Annotated in this window: 18 protein-coding genes; 10 read left to right on the top strand and 8 right to left on the bottom strand. The window is 40.2% G+C overall.

Annotation, left to right across the window (positions count from 1 at the left end; translation table 11 throughout):
* Positions 1-31: 31 nt before the first annotated feature.
* On the bottom strand, positions 32-802 hold the full coding sequence (locus tag C5695_RS04845) for an enoyl-CoA hydratase (RefSeq protein WP_395940508.1): 771 nt from the start codon (positions 800-802) through the stop codon (positions 32-34).
* 576 nt (positions 803-1,378) lie between these two features.
* Here C5695_RS04845 and C5695_RS04835 point away from each other — a divergent pair.
* Both C5695_RS04835 and C5695_RS04830 read left to right on the top strand, forming a co-directional pair.
* A complete protein-coding gene (locus tag C5695_RS04835; protein ID WP_117729656.1) occupies positions 1,379-1,876 on the top strand; it encodes a cation:proton antiporter regulatory subunit in 498 nt (165 codons plus the stop codon).
* A gap of 3 nt (positions 1,877-1,879) precedes the next feature.
* Positions 1,880-3,103 carry a cation:proton antiporter gene (locus C5695_RS04830; protein WP_117729655.1) on the top strand — a complete coding sequence of 408 codons (1,224 nt, stop codon included), beginning with the start codon at positions 1,880-1,882 and terminating at the stop codon, positions 3,101-3,103.
* 43 nt (positions 3,104-3,146) lie between these two features.
* Here C5695_RS04830 and C5695_RS04825 read toward each other — a convergent pair whose 3' ends face one another.
* The 5 genes from C5695_RS04825 to C5695_RS04805 form a co-directional block, all read right to left on the bottom strand.
* A complete protein-coding gene (locus C5695_RS04825; protein WP_117729654.1) occupies positions 3,147-4,421 on the bottom strand; it encodes a lysine N(6)-hydroxylase/L-ornithine N(5)-oxygenase family protein in 1,275 nt (424 codons plus the stop codon).
* Positions 4,422-4,496: 75 nt separating this feature from the next.
* Positions 4,497-5,996 carry a coproporphyrinogen III oxidase gene (locus tag C5695_RS04820; RefSeq protein WP_117729653.1) on the bottom strand — a complete coding sequence of 500 codons (1,500 nt, stop codon included), beginning with the start codon at positions 5,994-5,996 and terminating at the stop codon, positions 4,497-4,499.
* A 114-nt stretch (positions 5,997-6,110) separates the two neighbouring features.
* Complete coding sequence (locus tag C5695_RS04815) at positions 6,111-6,977, bottom strand: Cof-type HAD-IIB family hydrolase (protein ID WP_117729652.1); 867 nt, start codon at positions 6,975-6,977, stop codon at positions 6,111-6,113.
* 450 nt (positions 6,978-7,427) lie between these two features.
* Positions 7,428-7,784, bottom strand: coding sequence for a YlbF/YmcA family competence regulator (locus C5695_RS04810; protein ID WP_012009440.1), 357 nt, complete (start codon positions 7,782-7,784; stop codon positions 7,428-7,430).
* A gap of 121 nt (positions 7,785-7,905) precedes the next feature.
* Positions 7,906-9,039: a DUF445 domain-containing protein gene (locus C5695_RS04805; RefSeq protein ID WP_117729651.1), complete on the bottom strand. Its 1,134-nt coding sequence runs from the start codon at positions 9,037-9,039 to the stop codon at positions 7,906-7,908.
* A gap of 215 nt (positions 9,040-9,254) precedes the next feature.
* On the opposite strand from C5695_RS04805, the gene C5695_RS04800 reads away from it, so the two are divergent.
* From C5695_RS04800 to C5695_RS04770, 7 genes are all read left to right on the top strand, one after another.
* Positions 9,255-10,352 carry a YheC/YheD family protein gene (locus C5695_RS04800; protein ID WP_117729650.1) on the top strand — a complete coding sequence of 366 codons (1,098 nt, stop codon included), beginning with the start codon at positions 9,255-9,257 and terminating at the stop codon, positions 10,350-10,352.
* A complete protein-coding gene (locus tag C5695_RS04795) occupies positions 10,309-11,667 on the top strand; it encodes a YheC/YheD family endospore coat-associated protein (RefSeq protein WP_117729649.1) in 1,359 nt (452 codons plus the stop codon). Before C5695_RS04800 ends, C5695_RS04795 begins: the two co-directional genes overlap by 44 nt.
* A gap of 151 nt (positions 11,668-11,818) precedes the next feature.
* Positions 11,819-12,028: a YheE family protein gene (locus C5695_RS04790; RefSeq protein WP_003211787.1), complete on the top strand. Its 210-nt coding sequence runs from the start codon at positions 11,819-11,821 to the stop codon at positions 12,026-12,028.
* A gap of 20 nt (positions 12,029-12,048) precedes the next feature.
* Complete coding sequence (locus C5695_RS04785; protein ID WP_117729648.1) at positions 12,049-12,924, top strand: helix-turn-helix domain-containing protein; 876 nt, start codon at positions 12,049-12,051, stop codon at positions 12,922-12,924.
* Between the two features lie 140 nt (positions 12,925-13,064).
* Positions 13,065-14,171 carry an ABC transporter ATP-binding protein gene (locus C5695_RS04780; protein ID WP_117729645.1) on the top strand — a complete coding sequence of 369 codons (1,107 nt, stop codon included), beginning with the start codon at positions 13,065-13,067 and terminating at the stop codon, positions 14,169-14,171.
* Between the two features lie 232 nt (positions 14,172-14,403).
* Positions 14,404-14,607, top strand: coding sequence for an alpha/beta-type small acid-soluble spore protein (locus C5695_RS04775; protein WP_117729643.1), 204 nt, complete (start codon positions 14,404-14,406; stop codon positions 14,605-14,607).
* Between the two features lie 286 nt (positions 14,608-14,893).
* On the top strand, positions 14,894-15,511 hold the full coding sequence (locus C5695_RS04770) for an NAD(P)-dependent oxidoreductase (RefSeq protein WP_117729641.1): 618 nt from the start codon (positions 14,894-14,896) through the stop codon (positions 15,509-15,511).
* Between the two features lie 71 nt (positions 15,512-15,582).
* On the opposite strand, the gene C5695_RS04765 is transcribed toward C5695_RS04770, so the two are convergent.
* Both C5695_RS04765 and C5695_RS04760 read right to left on the bottom strand, forming a co-directional pair.
* A complete protein-coding gene (locus tag C5695_RS04765; RefSeq protein WP_117729639.1) occupies positions 15,583-17,601 on the bottom strand; it encodes an ABC transporter ATP-binding protein in 2,019 nt (672 codons plus the stop codon).
* Complete coding sequence (locus C5695_RS04760; protein ID WP_117729637.1) at positions 17,598-19,355, bottom strand: multidrug ABC transporter ATP-binding protein BmrC; 1,758 nt, start codon at positions 19,353-19,355, stop codon at positions 17,598-17,600. Before C5695_RS04760 ends, C5695_RS04765 begins: the two co-directional genes overlap by 4 nt.
* Before the next feature lie 558 nt (positions 19,356-19,913).
* Here C5695_RS04760 and C5695_RS04755 point away from each other — a divergent pair.
* Positions 19,914-20,420, top strand: a complete 507-nt coding sequence (locus C5695_RS04755; protein WP_117729635.1) for a universal stress protein — start codon at positions 19,914-19,916, stop codon at positions 20,418-20,420.
* The last annotated feature ends 36 nt before the right edge of the window (positions 20,421-20,456 follow it).

The raw sequence follows: 20,456 nt of genomic DNA, 5'->3' as shown, positions 1-20,456 counted from the left end.
AAAGCCGGCATTCAGCCGGCCTCACATTCGTTTAAACGTTCTGAAACACAGGTCGTCTTTTCTCTAAAAAGGCCTGAATGCCTTCTTTATGATCATGACTTTGCCTCAGTCTTGCCTGTGCTGCCCTCTCCTTTTGAAGAACAGCTAGCAACTGAGATTCTGACTGCTGAAAATAGATTAGCTTTGTCTCGATAAATGCTTGTAGCGGCATATTCATAAATGGCTTCACACATATTTTTTGATACGTATCAACCTCATCCTGAAACAATCCGTCTGCAAGCCGTAGATTTAGCGCTTCTTCAGCCGGCAGCTTTTGTCCACTCCAAATTAATTGTTTAGCAGTTTGTTCACTCACTCTTTTTGTGAGAAAAAAATGCCCTCCGCCATCTGGAATTAATCCTACTCCATTAAAATTCATGGCGAGTTTTGCATCCTGATGCATAAACAAGTAGTCACAGCTTAAAGCGAAGCTAAAAGCAAGACCTGCCGCCGACCCGTGGACAAGGGCAATCGTCACTTTTTTCATACCGGCTAGAGAAAGTGTAATCCCCTCAATCAAATCCATCACACGATGGAAATCTTCTTCACTTTCCTGCTTAACCATCATGCCAATATCTCCGCCTGCTGAAAATCCTTTTCCTACTCCCTTGATCACAACCACTTTTGCACTACTTTCCTCTGCTGCATCACATGCCTCCTTAAATTCAGCAAACATGTCCACATGGAATGAATTATAAGCATCAGGCCTATTGAAAACGATTTCAAAAACATCCCCGTCTAACTGACAATTGATATATGTCATCATCCATCCCCCTTTTCTTGTAAAACTCAAGACTTACTTCCATTCCCACACGAGTAATTCCTTTTCCTCCGAACAGAAAATTTCAGGATCAATTGACACTAAAATGAGCATAATTATTGAAACGAGAAATATATTTTTATATAGTTAAATAGGAAAGAAAAAAGATTTTGAAAGGGGGAGGATGTTTGATAAGGTGTTCCATGCTCATATTGGTTAGCTTCATCGTCATGTTTTCTCCTTTTTCAAATGTCGTTTTTGCTTCACAGGCAGAAGCGAGCACACACAGCCTTATTTCTCCATCCTTCTATGATGAAGAAATACATGCAGTGAAGACACCTCCATTTTCAAAAAAACATGCCACCTCTATTCTGTTAAAGGACAGATTATCACTGGCTGATTCAAATGGTTTTCTTCTACATCCTGTTTCATCAACTGCGTCATCCATTGATCTATGTTTTTTGGAAATGAAGTGTGCGATCCCTATTATGTGTCAATCTAATTATCTCTACTGATTCATTTTATTTCATCCGTATTCACTATATGAAACACACAACCTATCATATTCGGAGGGATAAAATGAATATTAAAGAAAATGATCTTCCTGGGATCGGAAAGAAATTTGAAATTGAAACGAGAAATAGAGAAAAGATGACGATTGTGATTCATGATGATGGCAGGCGGGAGATCTATCGTTTTGACGATGATGATCCAGAAGAAGTACTGTCCACCATTTCTTTAGATGATGCTGAATCACGGCAAATTGCTGCAATTATCGGCGGGATGGTGTATAAACCGCAGGCACTCGAAACCATCGAAATGGCCTTTAGTGACTTGATCATTGAATGGTTTAAGGTCGAAAAAAACGCAAAAGCGGTCGGGCATACACTCGGTGATTTAGATGTGAGACAAAACTATGAAGTCACCGTCATTGCAATCATTAAACATACAAATGAAAAATTACTCAACCCTGGTGCCGATTCGATTATTGAAGCAAATGATACGATCGTCATTTCAGGCGAAAGAAAACACTTAAAGCGATTGATACGTGATTTTCTTTCTAGAGGGGGAGAGTGATGAATGGATCATTTAGTCTTTGAGGTTGGGACGGCGCTGATTCTAATCGCCATCGCCAGCTTAATCGCCAATAAAATGAAATTCTCAATCATCCCTTTCCTTATTGTGCTCGGTATGATCGTTGGGCCGCATGCTCCAACCATCGGGATCATAGATCTAAAATTCATCGAAAGCTCCGAAATCATTTCGTTTTTTGGCAGAATGGGTGTCCTGTTTCTTCTATTCTATCTTGGACTGGAGTTTTCTGTTGGAAAGCTTATTAAATCGGGAAAATCCATTGCTGTCGGGGGATCTATTTATATTTTAATTAACTTCAGCTTAGGACTGCTATACGGTTTTATCACAGGATTTGGACTCCTCGAGGTTCTCATTATGGCTGGAGTCATCACGATTTCATCCAGTGCCATTGTCGCCAAAGTCCTTGTTGATTTGAAACGGACAGCCAATCCTGAAACAGAGTTAATCCTTGGTATTATTATGTTTGAGGATATTTTCCTCGCTGTTTATTTATCCGTCGTATCGGGTCTTGTTCTTGGTGATGCCACAACTGTTGGCGGTGCCTTATTATCTATCTTCATTGCTTTTGGTTATATGATGCTTTTCTTTATCATCGCACGTAAGCTGCCAAAACTGTTAAACAAGCTGTTCGATATCCGTTCAAACGAAGTGTTCATCATTGTGATTTTTGCGGCTTTATTCTTTGTCGCTGGTTTCTCAGAGACGATCCATGTAGCAGAGGCCATTGGAGCGCTCTTACTTGGTCTTGTTTTCTCAGAAACTGAGCACTCTGACCGCATTGAACATCTCGTGGTTCCATTTAGAGATTTCTTCGGGGCCATGTTCTTCTTCAGCTTCGGTCTCAGCATCGATCCATTTACATTAGGTGATGCATTCTGGCTTGCGATCGGCGCTGTGATTCTCACCCTCATTGGGAACTTCACTGCTGGGATGTTCGCTGGAAGAAGAGCTGGATTTTCTCATAAAGCCTCTTCTAATATTGGATTAACCATCGTATCACGAGGGGAATTTTCTATCATTGTAGCCGAGCTCGGTATCGCAGGCGGACTTGCTGCTACCTTGAAGCCATTTGCTGCATTGTACGTCTTAATCCTTGCGATTTTAGGACCGCTTGTGACGAAGGAATCTAAGCGAATTTATCAAATTCTAAACACCATCTTCAAATGGAAAACAGAAAAACCAAAAGTGAAAAAGGAAACAACGATCTAATGAAAAAGGGCTAAATGATCTGATTTTAGCCCTTTTTTATATTTTATTCAAATTGCTGAAAGGCTGTTTCTTGCTTGACTGGCGCTTCCTTGACCCCTCGTATGGTTTGGATCACTTTTTGGTTGCGGTAGATGGATAGCTTTAAATTGGTCGCCGCTGTACCATGAGAGTGATCAAGATGCGTGAATGTAAAGAAATGATGCGGGCGCTTGTCTTTAAACACAAGCCTGAAGTCTTCTGTCACTTTAAAATGCTCTTCACTTTCCCATTCAATTAAAGGTTCGTACGCATGAAACCATTCTGGAATATTCGGTGTGTATCCTGTAGCCAACACGGCTCGATCTGCTGTGATTGTCTTCTCTTTTTTTAACTGCCACTGCTTTAGGTGCAGCTCCAAGCGCTGATTTTCTTCCATCTGAATCGCTTCGAGCTCGGTCATTGGCTGAATGATCACAGATGGTTCATCACCTGAAACAGAACGATGATACAATTCCTGATAAATGCGCGAAAGCGTCGATGCATCTATCCCATTTCTTAATCCAGTCAGTCTAGGCAATGTATTCATTCGTTCTTCATAAGGAAGCGAATGAAAATATTCGACATACTTTGGTGTAAATAACTCTTGGCCAAGCTCTGCTGTCTCCAGCTCTCTAAATTCACTAGAACGTGTAAACCAAGAAAGCTTTTGCCCTTTCTTTTGATGCTGAAGCAGATCTAAGAAGATTTCGGCTGCGCTCTGTCCAGAGCCAATGACCGTCACTGACTCAGCTTCATGAAGCTCTTTTTGCTGATCTAAATAACGGCTGCTATGGGTCACGTATGGCAGTGCAGCATCAGGCACATCGACTGGAATCATTGGTTTACTCCCTGTTCCAAGCACAACATGCTTTGCCCGATACTCAGAAAGCGATCCATCTTTCAATCGCCGGACTTTCACAAGATAACCGTCTTGACAGTCCTTCACTTCTTCCACCTTCATCCCAAATTGACAGCTATCTAATTCACCTGCAACCCATGATAAATACTCATTAAATTCTCTCCGCGGGATGTCAAACTGTTCAAACGTATAGAACCGGTGAAGTCTGTTTGATTCATGTAAATAATTTAAAAATGTATATCTGCTCCTTGGATTCGCCATCGTCACAAGATCAGCTAAAAAGGATACTTGCAAATCCGTTCCTTTGATCAGCATACCGGGATGCCAGGCAAACTCGGTCTCCTGTTCAAAAAAACAGCTTGAGACACCCTCATACTCCTCTAATAAAGCGGCCAAACCTAAATTGGCAGGCCCAATCCCAATTCCAATCACATCAATCATATGTACACCTGCTTTAACTTTTTATCACTTATATACCCTTTTACAAATGAAAAAAACACTGCGTCACCGCAGTGTTTACTTGTGAGGAACAAATAATGACTCAAGAAATTGAATTTTCTCTTCGGTATAGTGTTCATAGCGGTCATTATACGATTTTGGATCTTTTGGATTGGCATACTGCGTGATTTTTCCTGAACGTGGATCAATGAATTTACTGGCAGCGCCGCATCCAATTCCTATAATCGTCTGAACTTCCTCCATAATGATGATATTATACAAACTTTCCTGTCCATCTAATGAGTACCCGACATTTTCAAGATTCCCTAAGATGTTTTTCTGTCTATATAAATAATAGGGGTGATAGTCATGCGCTTTCGTCCATGCGACCGCTTCATCCATCATACGTGTGATTTCTTCCCGATCTGCGACTTGATATTTATCCTTATTGCGCGTCATCTCAGATGCTCTTTTAAAGGAGAGCGTATGCACGGTTAAAGATTCAGGCTTTAGTTCTTCTGTCTGCTGCAAGGAATGCTGGAATTCCTTTAGCCCTTCTCCCGGCAAACCAATAATTAAATCCATATTAATATTATTCATGCCATACTGTCTTGATAAGTGATACTTTTCAATCGTTTCTTCCACACTATGGTGCCGGCCAATGGCTTTCAGTGTTTCATTCTCATACGATTGTGGATTAATACTAATCCGGTCAATATGATAGCGGTTTAGCACCTCTAGCTTATCAGGCGAAATCGTATCAGGACGCCCTGCTTCGACAGTAACTTCCCGTATATGTTTCACATCAGGGAACGAGCGATACATTTCTTCATACAACAAATCCATTTCTTCCGCTGTGATGCTCGTTGGCGTGCCTCCGCCAAAATAAACGGTCGTCACTTTGATTCCGTGCTCTTTTAACCACGCGCCGATTTTTTGCATCTCATAATGCAGACCAAACAAAAACGTTCCCACTCTTCCAGCTTGTCCTTTAATGGCATAAGCAGGGAACGTGCAGTAAGCACATTTTGTCGGGCAAAAAGGAATACCAATATAAATACTTACTTCCTGCTGTAGATCATACAAATCTGGAATCGCTTGAAGCTGACGATCGACAATGTCCTGCATTAAATCGATTTTTTCATCATGAATCAAATAATCACGCTTTAATGCCGCATGAGCGTCTTCCTTTGTCATACCTTCTCTCAGCATCTTATGAAGTAATTTTGTAGGACGTATTCCAGTGAGAATGCCCCACTTTTGCGTCATTCCTGTGTGCTCCTGAAGCAGGTGTAAATAAACAGACAGCACTGTGTTTTTGATTTGCTTCCAACGTTCCTTATCGTTCAAGCCCTCTCGCACATCCCGCGAAAAACGACTGGTGATGTCTGATCCAACGATATGGCCAGATGCTTCCACCATTCCATTTTCTACTTTCCAGCTAAACACCATGTTTAAGCCATCTTCCAGTTCACTTGAATCAAAAAGCACTTCACTTTCTTCTTCAAATAAATTGGCTATATTGACAAGCGGGCGATGAAATCGTTCATCTGACAGCCCTTTAATTAAAATTTGCATCATATCACCTTTATCTTCAAACTTGTTTCATTTTACAAAATTCATGTAGGAAAAGCAATGACTGGAACAGTTGAAGGCCCTGCCATTTCTAGATTGACAGGGCCTTCGTCTCGATTATCGTTTGATGTCGAATTGATGTAAAAAACCTTCTCTTTGCTGCATTCTAAAGTATTCTTTGATCATATAAGCGACGCCCTGTTCATCATGCGAGCGTGTCACCCAATCGGCTTTACGTTTGACAGCATGAGGTGCATTTCCCATCGCAACACCTAAGCCAGCCAATTCAAGCATCGGAATGTCATCTGTCCCGTGTCCGATGACCACTGTATCTTCTAAAGTCAAACCTAATGCTGAGGTCAAAAGAGAAAGTCCCGCTTCTTTTGAAACTCCTTTGCACACAATATTCATTTTCTCATCACTGATCCTAATGAGATCGACAGATGGAAATGCTTGTTGAATGGTCCTGTGAATTTCAGGTTGAAGCTCTGCGGTCGAATATACTTCAATTACTGGTGTACTGACCGGTTCATCCATTAGCATATCGCTTAACGATTCAACAAATTGCACGGGATAGAAAATCGGATCAGACGGATGAATCAACGTCTTTCCCATTAGCTGTGACTGAGTTTTTTTCCGGTTGCCAATCGAGAATTTTTCATGTAGCAAGCGAACATTACAATCAAAGCTTTCAAGGATTTGCACAAGGTTAAATGTTTTTTCTTCCGTTAGTTTCTTCACATGAAGCGGCTCATCGAGTTTATTCGCGATAAATGCACCACTATGCGTCACAAGGGTTGAACTTGGAATCTTCAACGCCTTGGCAATTTTTTGTGCGGAACGAAAATGCCGGTTGGTGACAATCGTCACGTAAACCCCTTTTTTCTTCACATATTCCACAGCTTCTTTTGTAGCGGAATGGATTTTTCCATTGGAACGAAGTAACGTTCCATCTATATTGAGTGCAAGTAGCTTTTTTGACACTGAGGCATCCCCCTTCTTGATGACTGTACTTACGATGAGGATATGCCCTAGCTTGGCGCTTTAGAACATGCAGTTGAAAGAGCTTTGTTATATGAATCTTTTGTAAATAAAAAAAGCCTACCCCTAGGCTTTTTTTTATGTATGGTTTGGATGCGTCACAATGAGGTAATGAAGCTCCCCATGATCCCCTTATCATTCTCACACCAAAGCATTGCTTATATCAGATCCCCTTATGCTTTGTGTTTCTCCCAGAAGCGCTTCTCTCTCGTTTGGCTATTCGCCGCAAATCCCAAGTGAAACGCACCCAATTGTCTCTTGAGAGCACTCATTTGAAAGCACTTTCAATATAAGTATTATCGCAGAATTTATGCCCTTCGACAACCTTTTTTTAAAAAGTTGAACAGTTGGACATATACAATAAAAAAAGGGCGAAGTTCATCGCCCTTTTCATTAATTTTCTTCTGGATTACCATAAAGCTCTTCAAGAGGCTTCATGATCACTTTATTTAATTCACCGATAAGAACACTCACACGTTGTTCTGCTTCCATCAACTGAGAAATTTTATCGTGCTGTTGAACAAGTGCCACTGTTTTTTGAGCTTGCTCCACTTCTTCTTGTGTAATCTCTTGACCAGTCATTTGTTTTTGTTGAAGGTTTACTTGAATATCACGGAAGTTCTCGAACATTCTTTTAGAGGACTCATCCGCGTTTACCTCATCATAGAGATTTTTTAGAGTTGAGTATTCTTCGCTATGACGAAGTGCTTTTTCAAGGTCATATGCAACATCATAAACATTTACAGACATGTTATGTCTCCTTTCTATCCGTTATCACCGATATGATCGGCGGACACCACTCCACTATAACAAACTATGGCTTTCGTTTCACATATATACAATGAATTCATCAAAATTTCTTTAATTTTTCTTAGAAGAGCGTGACAAAGATTGCTTGGATGGCACCGATTAATCCGCCTAAAAAACCGCCTAAAAATGTGATCATTTTAAGTTCATTGTTGGAAATGCTAATCACAAGCTCCTCCATTTTTTTAAGCGGAAAATGTTCAATCTGCTCTCGAATGATATCTTCAAACTTGAGTTTTGCGAGCAGTCCCTCTAAAGCATTTGATGCTGCTTTAATCCCCTTATCGACAAGCACTGGGGCAAAGTGTGTTTTGAGATCAACCGCTACTGCGCTGACATAAGTTCCAACTGGCTTGTCTAATATGAGCTTTGTAGAGAAGTGTGAAAGCAATTGCTTTTTCACACTATAAGCAAGCTCCTTCACATTCCATTTATCATCTAGCTCCTGAAGAGAAAACTGTTTTACCTTGTTCCATTCTTGAACAAGTAAATCTGATAAAAGCTTCTTTGTTTCTGCATTTCTTAAAAACTTAATGATTTCAGGATGTACTCGGTCAATTAAGCTTGAATTTCCTAAAAACATTTGAACCATACTGCCAAGCATGCCTCGTTCCTTTAAGAAATCATCAATCATATTGCCAAGCCTTGCTTTCCCTTCCTCACTTTCAAAATAATGAATGCCCCTCTTTAAAATATAATCTGCTACATCTGGAATTTTTGAAGAAATTTTATTTTCCACTTCAAATGGAAGTAATTCAGATAACGTTTGCTCGTTATATTTTTTTAGCAGTGAATCGAGTTTTTGATCAGACCAATGATGAATCCATTCATCTGCTTTGAGATCAGCATGTGATACGCCAAACCTTTCTAACAAAGAGAGCAACGTTATCTCCATATCAGCGCCTTTGTCAATCAATCGATGGACTGTATGCAATATCTCCTGCTTTGCCTCAGAGGATTCAAATCGCTTTTGAATACCTTCTGGAGTGAGCAAATGCTCCATAACCAAGACACCAACCTGCTTGGCTACATCATCTCTTCTTTTAGGAATGAGACCTGGTGTAAATGGAAGCTGTTTCCCAAATAAATAGTATGGCTTATAAGGTCGAAAAAGCATTTTAATTGCAAGATGGTTTGTCGCTGCTCCTATGACTGCTCCTATCACAATCATAAAGATAAACGTTGTGAATATATTCAAAATCGTCATCTACCTTTCAAAAAACACCCGATGTTTATTGGTTTTATCTATACGTATTATAGTTGTTGTCAAGTCCCCAAGCAAATGAAGGAGGCTCTGAAGACATATGAACAAGTGATCTGTCGTAATGATAAAGGAATGAAAGCTTTATGTAAAATCATGAAAAAGCGTTTTTATGATGAGAAAATAAGAAGTTGAAAAGAAGGTGTATTTTAATGACATCAACATTAGGTATTGTAACTCTTTCGGCGCAGTATGATGAAGCCTTCACACGCAAACTCGCCAAAGCTGCCCCTACTTTTGGTTTAGAGGTTGTTCGTTTTACACCACTTGATTTAAAGCCAGGGTCACATATGATACAAGGTCAAACATATACGATTGACCTTGGATTCAGTGACGCAGAATTTCCGATTCCTGACTTGATTTATGATCGATGTGTCTACCAGCATGACACACAATCTAAAAAAGCAAAACCGATTATGGAATGGTTAAAAAAGTACCCAAAAACAGTTTTTTTGAATACGAGCCTTTCAAATAAAATGCAACTATTTGAACAGCTCCGCCTCCTGCCTTCTTTACAGCCATATTTACCAGCATGCTCACTATTGAAAGAACCCTCAGACCTTTTTAACGTAGTCAAAAAAGGCGGTTACTGTAAAATGCAGCCGATCTCTCAACAGCATGCAGCATCGACTTACTACATTTTTTTAACAGATCAAAACACTTTCTCTGTTCAGCTCAGTTCTAAGCAGGTTATCACATTTTCTCGTCCATCAGAGCTTGAACGCTGGTGTAAAAAGTATGTCGGCCGATATTTCCTTCAATTTTTTAACACAAGTGATCAAAAAGATTCTTTATTAAATGAAATAAGGATTTTCCTAATGAAAGATTCACAAAATCAATGGAATCGCATGGGGATTCACATAAAATCACCTGCAGAAAATAGTCTTTTAAACAATTCACAAACGTCAGATCCCATGTTAGGCTTTGATCATTATCTAAACACGCTGCAGCCGCACATCAAAGAACTCCTTTTAGATGATATTGCATCGATTCAGGCGTCTCTTTCAGCATATATAAATAAAACCTTCTCTCCTTGTTTTGAATTCGCTGTAGACTTACTCCATACGAATGAAGGCAGGCTTTTCATATCAAATATAAGATCAAAGCCAGGACGGTCCGCTTTTTTAAAAGCTTATCCTGAAAAGGAAAATCAATTGATTCGCTTTATTCTCGAATATGCTCAAATGATGAAAAAGGAGGTATCTGATGAAAAAAAATCGCTGCCTTATCGCCCCTCATCTTACAAGTGAAAAAACAATTCATCTTCCCAATCATTTTAAACAGCAGGATACTATCCACTCTCTTGCATTAGGATCTCATTTAGTAGATGATTTCACCGTTTCCTATCATCAGCATCCAAATAAAATTTTATTGTCGGAAGATCTATATCGAGATTTACTCATTCCTTATCAATCAAAAGCTGATGTAATAAACATTGACCATACACTTTTTATAGGGCCGCTGCTTGGCATTTTCACTGCTGGTTTTGAACAAAGCGCACAGCCCCTAGGAACAAGATCAGACTTTTTCATCAAACTGCTGAAATCTTGCATGCAGCATACTGGCTTTGCCTATCTTTTTGGTACACATTCTATTGATTGGGAAAAAGGATTAGTTGAAGGACTGTTGTACCAACATCAAACATGGGTGAAAAAACAGATGCCTCTGCCGTCCGTCATTTATGATCGTCTTCCAAATAGAAAGGCTACTCAGTCGGCATTCATTCAAGAAACAAAGCGTAAACTCACGCAAGATTATGATATCCCTTGGTTCAACCCTGGCTTCTTTAATAAATGGGAAATTCATGAGCAATTATTAACAGATGAAAAAACATGGGCCTTTCTCCCACATTCCATACAATTAGATCCGGTGGATGCTCTAATTAAGATCAAAACACTGCTGCATCTACATCAGGTCATATACTTAAAACCATCGAACGGAAGTCATGGAGACGGTATCTACCAAGTAAAGAAGAAGGATCACGGGATCACTGTATGCTCAAATCGAGGAAGGGCTGTTCCATATGATTCAATCGATCATTTCGTTAACAAGCTGCGGAGAGATCACGGAATTCAAGACTTTATGGCCCAACAAGGCATTGAGCTTCTTCAATTAAACAATCAGCCCATGGATTTCAGGGTTCATACGAATAAAAATAAGTACGGTCACTGGACAGTCACGGCAGCAGCTGCAAAGATTTCTGGCAATCATACAATCACGACTCACCAGTTACATGGAGGAACGGTGAAAACACTCTATACTGTCTTTCCAGAAGAGAAGAAGCGTTTGAAGACTTTACAACAGCTATCTCATACTGCCATCACGCTTAGTCAGGTAATAGATGAAAAAACACCCGGCCATATTGGTGAAATCGGTTTTGACTTAGGCATTGATCAGACAGGAGCTATCTGGATGTTTGAAGCCAATTCTCGCCCTGGCCGAGAGATTTTCCAGCATGCCTCACTAAGAAACTCTGAATGGCTGATCGGGAAAAGAATTATGGATTATGCTTCTTATCTGTCGCAAACAGCTCTTACGGCGACAGATCATGCGAACACCTACTGAATATTTTTCGTAAGTGATGGAATTTTGAAATCAATGCTTTTCCTATGCTCTTTTCATTAGATGAGATACAATAAAATCAAGTTCAAGATTGTTTCCGTATTGTCGTGTTTATTTATTGTTTCATCAATAAAAGCAAGGAGGCAATGATGATATGATTTCTCATTTTCAATGGAAACCTCTCTTTAAGAAAGCGCAACTGCCAGGCTGGAAAATATCCTTTTTTCACAATGGTGCGCATTATGAAGGCATCTACCACAAAACAGGTGATATTGAATGGGGCTCCCAGCTTCCGCCCCATGAAGTCGAACCAACCTTAAAAGAAGAAATCCACGAATTAATGCTATTCCATGTCTATGACTAAACTGTTTAAGGAGCTTCGCCATGTTAGAAAAATTAAAGCTTGTTTACGGGAAGCATATCATCAGCTCACCTACAAATGATCATCAAATTCTTTGGTATCAAACAGACGATGGCGAAATATTTGGAGTAGACAAATCAGAGCTTACAGCAAGAGAAATACTTCTTCTCAATTCTTTTCTTACACCCATTGATCTCTCTTATACAAAGCAGACTGAGGATGAACAAAAATGGTACAGCTATCTTTTCGATAACAAACCACTAACTGTTCAGCACCCCGTCCGTGTCTATTATTTTAAAATGACTCATCAAGTAGAACAAAGACAGCAAATAAAAGAGGCTGTGATTCACAGCCTCGAACATACACATTTCATATGGACAGGCGCTGATACAGCGATGTTGATTCAAACAAATGCTACATCAGACAATAGTCAGTTAGATCAGCTACATGATCTGTCTCTGGCCATTACAAGTGATTTCCTAACAGACTCAGTCTTTTTACAAGGACAGCTGCATTTGCCAAATCAGCATTTACAGCTGAGATTAATAAATGAGCAGCAGCTCTTTTTGAAGTATATCAAGAGAGGCCATCTTAGAGCAGGGGTTTCTACATTTTATCAATGCGTGCCATCTTTCATTCGATATGATGCTTCCGCTGTCTCACAGGCTATTTCAGATGCTTTTAAAGAAGCGGTCTTAGACCGGGACGTTTACCGCACTCTCATGACCTTTATGCAATGTAACTTAAATGCATCCAAGGCAGCAAAAGCGTTATTTGTTCATCGAAACAGCCTGCAATATCGAATCGATAAATTTATTGAGCGCACAGGATTAGATATACGGCATTTTCCAGACGCATCTGCTGCTTATTTTATGATGACCCTTCTTGATCTTTCATAACAATCGATGACATAAGCATCTTGCCCAAAAATAAAAATAAGATGTTGTGCATATTGTCCATTTACAGACACTTCCCCATTTTATACACTTTACTTACAAGTGAAGCGCTTTCACACGAAGAATTAGGGAGGTTATCACCTATGGCTGAAATGATGCTCAATCAAATTTATAAAGTGTACGATAACAAGGTAACAGCAGTCGACAACTTCAATCTACATATAGAGGATAAAGAATTTATTGTATTTGTGGGGCCATCGGGATGCGGAAAATCGACAACCCTTCGTATGATTGCAGGGCTTGAAGAGATTTCTCAAGGAGATTTTCTGTTAGATGGAAAACGGATGAATGATGTAGCACCAAAAGATCGGGATATCGCAATGGTTTTCCAAAACTATGCATTATACCCTCATATGAATGTATACGATAATATGGCTTTTGGATTAAAGCTAAGAAAATTTCCTAAAGCAGAGATTGATGAACGGGTTCGAAATGCTGCGAAAATATTAGGACTTGAGCAATATTTAGACAGGAAACCAAAGGCACTGTCTGGCGGTCAAAGACAACGTGTTGCCCTTGGAAGAGCCATTGTGCGTGATGCAAAGGTCTTTCTTTTGGACGAACCGCTCTCTAATTTAGATGCAAAACTCCGCGTTCAAATGCGTGCTGAAATATCTAAGCTTCATCAGCGTCTGCAAACGACATTTATCTACGTCACCCATGATCAGACTGAAGCTATGACAATGGCCACTCGCCTTGTTGTAATGAAAGATGGTTTTATTCAGCAAGTTGGAGCGCCAAAGGATGTGTATGAAAACCCAGAGAATGTGTTCGTAGGTGGATTCATCGGCTCTCCCGCGATGAACTTTTTCACAGGAAAGCTCTCTGACGGTGCCATTGCAGTTGGAAAAACGCATATTCGTGTACCAGAAGGAAAGATGAAGGTATTACGTAGCCAAGGTTATATCGGAAAAGATGTCATTCTAGGTATCAGGCCAGAAGATTTTCATGATGAACCAGTGTTTATCGAAGCGTCTGAAGGGACAAAAATAGATGCCAACGTAGAAGTCGCTGAATTAATGGGAGCAGAAACGATGCTTTACTCTTCTCTTGATGGTCAATCGTTTATTGCTCGTGTTGATTCTCGTACTGATGTTCAGGCTGGACAGTCTATTCCTCTTGCTATCGATATGAACAAGGCCCACTTCTTTGATTCGGATACAGAACTTCGTATTCGCTCTGCTGATTAAAGAAATATATGCAGCACCATCACTCATGATTGGGTGATGGTTTTTTATTTGTTGAACAACATTTACCATGTTCTTTTCTCGTATGTTTTTTTCAAAAATCACCATAATACTTAGTACAAAGCAGTTACTGCATTGGGTTTCGCCAAGCGGCAAATGACTTAATCATTTGGCTGGTGCGATTCCAGCAAACCCAACCAAAAAACAAATCATATACAAAAAGGAGATTCACATCATGGCAAATTCTAATAGTTCAAATCAATTACTAGTTCCTGGAGCAGCGCAAGCAATCGATCAAATGAAATACGAAATCGCTTCTGAATTTGGCGTTAACCTTGGAGCAGACACAACAGCTCGTGCTAACGGTTCAGTTGGTGGAGAAATCACAAAACGTCTTGTATCTTACGCTCAACAAAACATGGGTGGAACAAAAGCTTAATTTCATATCTGGATCATAGAAGGCACCTCTTAAGGTGTCTTCTTTTTTTATTTTTATCCCTCACCAATCCCCTTTCCAGCTCATATCATGTAGTAGAAAGGAGCGGATCTTCATGGACATTATTTCCGGTATGAACTTTGAACTTCTACAATTTGTAGGGATCTCTCTATTATGTGAATATGCTCATAGTATTCGGTCCTTTCACCTTTATAAAAAAAGCATCACATAAAAGTTGTACCATTTTGGGTTCTTTTCACTTATAGTATGTAGTGGAGGGATCGAACAGATGAAAATAGCTCTTTTCGGTGCTCATGGACGTGTAGGACAAGCATTTCTTCGTTTCGTTCAAGTAGATGATCGTTACATGGTTCGTTCATTGATTCGGACAAACCGAGAAGAAATGCTTGCGGGTATGTTTCAAGTCACCGGCAATTCAAGAAATCGAGAAGATGTGCTTGAAACGATCAAAGGAGCAGATATTGTTGTGAGCTGTCTATCAACAGATGGTGATGATACTTTATCTGTTTCCATGGAGCATATCGTACAAGCCATGAAGCAAACAAATACATCAAGAATTATCACAATTGGTACAGCAGGGATTTTAAAAGCAAGGCAGCAGCCTGAGCTTTACCGTTTTGAAACAAATGAATCAAGACGGACTACGTCCCGAGCAGCTAAAGAGCATGCCAAAGCGTTTGAAATTCTTCAATCGACTGATCTAGATTGGACGATTATTTGTCCAACCTATTTACCAGATGGAGAAGTGACACGGTCATATCGCTATGAGAAAGATTTTCTCCCTATAGATGGAAAGAAAATTTCAGTTGAAGATACCGCACACTTTTTATATCAGCAGTTAAATTCGAAGGAATTTGTACATCAACGCGTCGGCATCTCATATTAATGATGCAGCTCGTGCAATTAATATAACGAAAAAAGTCGAGGCTAGATAAGTATCCTCGACTTTTTTGTTATTCATCTGCTGTTTGCCACAGTACCCTTTTGCAGTTCGTACATTTGCGCATACAGCCCTTCTTGCTGCATGAGTTGATCATGACTGCCTCGCTCGACAATTTCACCTTTTTCTAATACCAAAATCGTATCAGCTTTCTTAATAGTGGATAATCGGTGAGCAATGACAAAAGTCGTTCTACCTTCTTTGACGACATCAAGCGCTCGCTGAATGATCGCTTCTGTTTCTGTGTCAATGTTTGCGGTGGCTTCATCTAAAATTAAGATCGCTGGATCATACGCTAGTGCACGGGCAAATGAGATTAACTGACGTTCTCCTGAGGAAAGAGTACTTCCCTTTTCAACGACTGGTTCATCGAATCCCTCTGGCAGGTGCTTCAATAACTCTGTTGCGCCTACTTGCTTTAATGAGGATTCAATCGTTTCTCTTTTAATGTCTTCATTTCCTAAGCTGACATTGGATGCAATCGTTCCAGAAAATAAATACGGGTCTTGAAGCACAATGCCCATTTGTTTACGTAGCGTTTGGCGTGACTGGTGATAAATGCTTTCCCCATCTATGAGAATGTCTCCTTGCTGAATATCATAAAAACGCAAAAGCAAGTTCATAATCGAGCTTTTCCCAGAACCAGTATGCCCCACAAGGGCAACCGTTTGGCCTTTTTTGGCCTCAAACGTAATGTTTTTTAATACATTTTTCCCTTCATTATAAGCAAAGGTGACATCTTGGAACTGAACGTGTCCCTCCATTTCCTTCTCAACAGGTTCTTCTACTGTTGTTCCGGGCTCATCTAGTAATCGGAAAACCCTTTCGGATGAGACCCTTGCTAATTCTAATCTCGAAAATTGATTCACAATGCCTGTAATCGGCTGAAATAATCGATTTAAATAATCGACAAATGCATAGAGCACACCAATTGACACAATGCCCGTCGCACTTAAGGATGCACCGCCAAAATACCAAATGAGTGCCACATATGCTAAATTCCGAAGCAGGTTTACCAAGTTATGAGACAGAAGTGAATTTAAATGAAGCATCTTTCGCTGATAACGAAAGTGATTGTTGTTCAGCTCATCGAATTCCTCTTTCGTCACTTTTTCATGGCGAAACGCTTGAATGATGGTCATCCCTTGAATCGCTTCATTTAGCTTCGCATTGATGTCACTAATGATGGAACGAATACGGTGATTATACACTGATGCGAACTTTCTGTAGGTCATCGACCATAAGAAAATAATCGGTACCGCCACCAAACAAATGAGTGCCAGCTTCACATTTAATAAAAACATGGCAATATAAATCCCAATCATGTAAATCGCACTCGTTACGAAATTAGCGAGAACTGTTACATATAAATCACGAATGGTTTCTGTATCATTGGTAATCCTCGCTACAACCTTTCCAGCCGGTAAATTATCAAAATACCGGATAGGCAGCGTTTGAATATGTTCAAATACATCTACCCTCATTTTTTGAATAATTCGATTGGCTATCCGCTGAAGCAAATAATGCTGTGCATACTGAAAGAAAATCGCAATGACGAGAAGCCCTAGGTAAAATAACACAAGCTGGACCAAACCACTGATTTCCGGCTGATAAAAAGAGAAAATTTCCTCTTTTGATAAACGCTGTACTTGATAGGTCTCGCGCTCTTTTCCGTTTTCAATGGTGAGCTGATCTCCCGAGATCTTTCGGTTTCCATCAAAGTGAATCGGCTCATTCACAAAATAGTAACCGAATCCGACTTGCACGACATTGATTTGTTTTCCCGGTTCCATCCCATTGTCTAATCGATCGCTTCGTATATAGTTATTTCCCTGGTAATAAACGGTTTTATCTGTTTTTTCATTGACCTCGACATACGGCTTTTCTACACCTAAAATATGATCATCAATCATTTTCTTCCCAATAAAAGGTCCTGTCAGCTCAGCACCTACTGCAATGATGAGAAAGATCAAGGCAACAGACAGTACTTTCTTATATAGGAGTGCGTAGGCAAGGAGTCTTCTTCCTGTTGTCATGCCTCATCCCCTCCTTCCAGCTGATTTGTCAGCTGCTGACGCAGAAATTGTTCTTTGTACCATCCATCTTGCTGAATAAGCTCTTCGTGAGTGCCCTTTTGGACAATGCGGCCTTCTTCCATGACAAGTATGAGATCCGCATGCTCAACAGCTGATAGACGATGAGTCGTAATAAATGTCGTTTTCCCATGACGATTTTGCCTTAAATTTTCTAAAATAGCGGTTTCTGTTTTTGCATCTACCGCAGAAAGCGAGTCATCCAAAATCAAAATGTCAGGGTCGATTAATAGGGCACGTGCGATAGAAATTCGCTGCTTTTGTCCGCCTGATAGTGCCACACCTTTTTCCCCAACCATCGTTTCGAGACCCTCTGGCAAAAGGCGTAAATCCTTTTCAAAATAAGCGTCCTTGATCGCTTGTGCCAATTCATCTTGTTTTGCATCCCGATGACCAAAGCGCATATTCTCTTCTACACTTTTTGAAAAAAGAATATGATCCTGCGGTACGTACCCGATCCATTGAAATAGCTGATCCAATTCAATCTCTTGGATTGGAACACCTGATAGTAGTATTTGACCATCACCCGTTGGATACTGGCGCAATAGCTGTTTTACGATAGTGGTTTTGCCGCTTCCTGTTTTGCCTGTAATCCCAATCGTCTGCCCTTTTTGTACTGTAAAGGACACATCTATTAAATTATCTTTAGAGGACGTTGGATACCTGAAAGTCACATGATCAAACTGAATATCCCCAGGCTCTTGTAACGTTTTTGTGTGAGAAGCGTCTGTGACATCCGGCTTGTAGCTGAGTGTATGATTCAACCGGTCTAACGACGCATTTCCTCTCTGCATAATATTAATCAATTCGCCGATCGCAAACATTGGCCAGATCATCATACCAAGATAAACGTTAAATGCGACAAGCTCACCAATCGTTAAATCACTTTGGAACACAAGATAGGCTCCGTAGCCAATTCCAATTAAGTAACTGATCCCTACAAGTAATTTCACTGTCGGCTCAAATAATGAGTCGATGATTGCCACTCGCATGTTTTTTTGAAATACGTCATCGGTCATTTGGCGAAAGCGTTCGACGTCCTGTTTCTCCTGTACAAAAGATCGGATGACCCGGACGCCTGCGACTGATTCAAGGACGCGATCGTTCATATCACCAAATGCATCTTGAGCGACTGTAAAGCGATCATGAATCTTACTTCCATAAAACGCAATCAAGAGCGCCATCAGCGGCATAGGGATGATCGCCATTAAGGTTAATTTCCAGCTAATCGTCAGTCCCATCGTAAAAAAGATCATTAGCATATAGGCAGTGGAATCAACCAATGTCAGAACGCCAAAACCAGTCGTTAGAGCCACAGCATTCAAATCATTTGTACCTAATGCCATTAAGTTTCCGGTTTTTTTCTTTTCATAGAAGGTAGGTGTCATTTTAAGTAAGTGACGCATGAGTTTCCCGCGCATCACACGCTCCATGACATTTGCGCCGCCAAATAACTGGTACATCCAAAAGTATGTAAGTGTATAGACGACGACACCTAGTAAGCAAAAAATGGTAACATAAAACACAATACTGGATGTTGTAAATTGACCTGAACGAATATCATCAACTGCCTGCCCAAGATACCTTGGCGGCAGCATTTCAAGCACATTCACAATGAGCAGGAGCGTAATGGCGATCGTATAACGCCTCCACTCTTGTTTAAAGAACCAGCCTAATTTTGCGAAAACTGAAAACATGTTTGTCTCTCCTTTTTAAAGCTAGCCGCTTTCTAGACTTTCCTGGCTGTCACCTTGTTTCGTTTTTTTGGTATTGGTCATTTGTCTTGCTTTTGGCATATTCACATGCTTTCACTCCTCTTCATTTACTTGTTGATCTTCATCTCTTTATTTCGTATGACGAAATGAATACAACAAAAAAAGAGGCCACCAGCTATCTGGTACGCCTCTTTCATACATGATAAAAAGGCGCATGTTGACAAATACGCAACATACGCCTTGATTCATCTAATCAATTGGAACATACGAGTTCCTTTTCAATGACCAATGAAGGTGTAATTGTCACGTGAATCAACCCATTCATGCAGTTTGATTTCATTCTTCCAATGTTACACATGACATTTCCTCCTTTTGGCTCTTTAATCCTTTTCATCTTATAGTGGCTGTCACTATTTTGTCAATAAATATTTTTCAATAAATGAAATTTTCTAACAAAAAGTTCATCACCTTCATGTGTATCTTTTTCTGATAACGGGTATACCATGAGTGTAAAGACTCCTTTTGAAAGGAATGAGGACATTGTTTCAAGCTGATCGGATGGTCGTTGCGTTTGATGGACATGAAGACAGTAAGAAAGCATTAAAAAAGGCAATCGCTTTAGCCAAAACCTTGCATGCCGAGCTGACCGTTGCCTACGCCTATGATAGCAAATCAAGCAGACAGGTGTTTGATGCACCTCGCCCAATGACTGGTGGAGCTTATATCGGTGGCGGCACAGCAGATCTTCAAACACCCCCTGTATATGTACCTCATGATGAACAGCAAAGCCCCTTGATTTTTGAAGATCATACAGAAGAAGTCGTTGCAGAAGCAAGAATGCTTTTAAATGAGGAGCAGTTTGAAGCTGCCATTGACATTGTTGAGGGGGAACCAGCGGAAGCGATTATTAAATATGCTGAAGACATATCAGCAGACCTCATCGTCATGGGAGCACGTGACCAAAGTAGATTGAAAAAAATGCTATTTGGCAGTGTAAGTGAAAAGTTATCATCAAAATCAGATATACCTGTGCTTATTGTAAAATAAATGGATCACAAGAGGCTGTAAACATTGGTTTACAGC

The sequence above is a fragment of the Bacillus pumilus genome (assembly GCF_003431975.1).
GTDB lineage: Bacteria > Bacillota > Bacilli > Bacillales > Bacillaceae > Bacillus > Bacillus pumilus_N.
Note: the sequence above shows the minus strand (reverse complement) of the source record. Positions and strands in the feature narration are given on the sequence as shown.

Coding starts and splice junctions, on each gene's coding strand:
- C5695_RS04810 (WP_012009440.1), bottom strand. CDS start 7,784: ATGTCTGTAAATGTTTATGATGTTGCATATGACCTTGAAAAAGCACTT.
- C5695_RS04760 (WP_117729637.1), bottom strand. CDS start 19,355: ATGTTTTCAGTTTTCGCAAAATTAGGCTGGTTCTTTAAACAAGAGTGG.
- C5695_RS04785 (WP_117729648.1), top strand. CDS start 12,049: ATGTTAGAAAAATTAAAGCTTGTTTACGGGAAGCATATCATCAGCTCA.
- C5695_RS04825 (WP_117729654.1), bottom strand. CDS start 4,421: ATGATTGATGTGATTGGAATTGGGATTGGGCCTGCCAATTTAGGTTTG.
- C5695_RS04790 (WP_003211787.1), top strand. CDS start 11,819: ATGATTTCTCATTTTCAATGGAAACCTCTCTTTAAGAAAGCGCAACTG.
- C5695_RS04830 (WP_117729655.1), top strand. CDS start 1,880: ATGGATCATTTAGTCTTTGAGGTTGGGACGGCGCTGATTCTAATCGCC.
- C5695_RS04800 (WP_117729650.1), top strand. CDS start 9,255: ATGACATCAACATTAGGTATTGTAACTCTTTCGGCGCAGTATGATGAA.
- C5695_RS04835 (WP_117729656.1), top strand. CDS start 1,379: ATGAATATTAAAGAAAATGATCTTCCTGGGATCGGAAAGAAATTTGAA.
- C5695_RS04845 (WP_395940508.1), bottom strand. CDS start 802: ATGACATATATCAATTGTCAGTTAGACGGGGATGTTTTTGAAATCGTT.
- C5695_RS04765 (WP_117729639.1), bottom strand. CDS start 17,601: ATGACAACAGGAAGAAGACTCCTTGCCTACGCACTCCTATATAAGAAA.
- C5695_RS04795 (WP_117729649.1), top strand. CDS start 10,309: ATGAAAAAAAATCGCTGCCTTATCGCCCCTCATCTTACAAGTGAAAAA.
- C5695_RS04820 (WP_117729653.1), bottom strand. CDS start 5,996: ATGCAAATTTTAATTAAAGGGCTGTCAGATGAACGATTTCATCGCCCG.
- C5695_RS04770 (WP_117729641.1), top strand. CDS start 14,894: ATGAAAATAGCTCTTTTCGGTGCTCATGGACGTGTAGGACAAGCATTT.
- C5695_RS04780 (WP_117729645.1), top strand. CDS start 13,065: ATGGCTGAAATGATGCTCAATCAAATTTATAAAGTGTACGATAACAAG.
- C5695_RS04775 (WP_117729643.1), top strand. CDS start 14,404: ATGGCAAATTCTAATAGTTCAAATCAATTACTAGTTCCTGGAGCAGCG.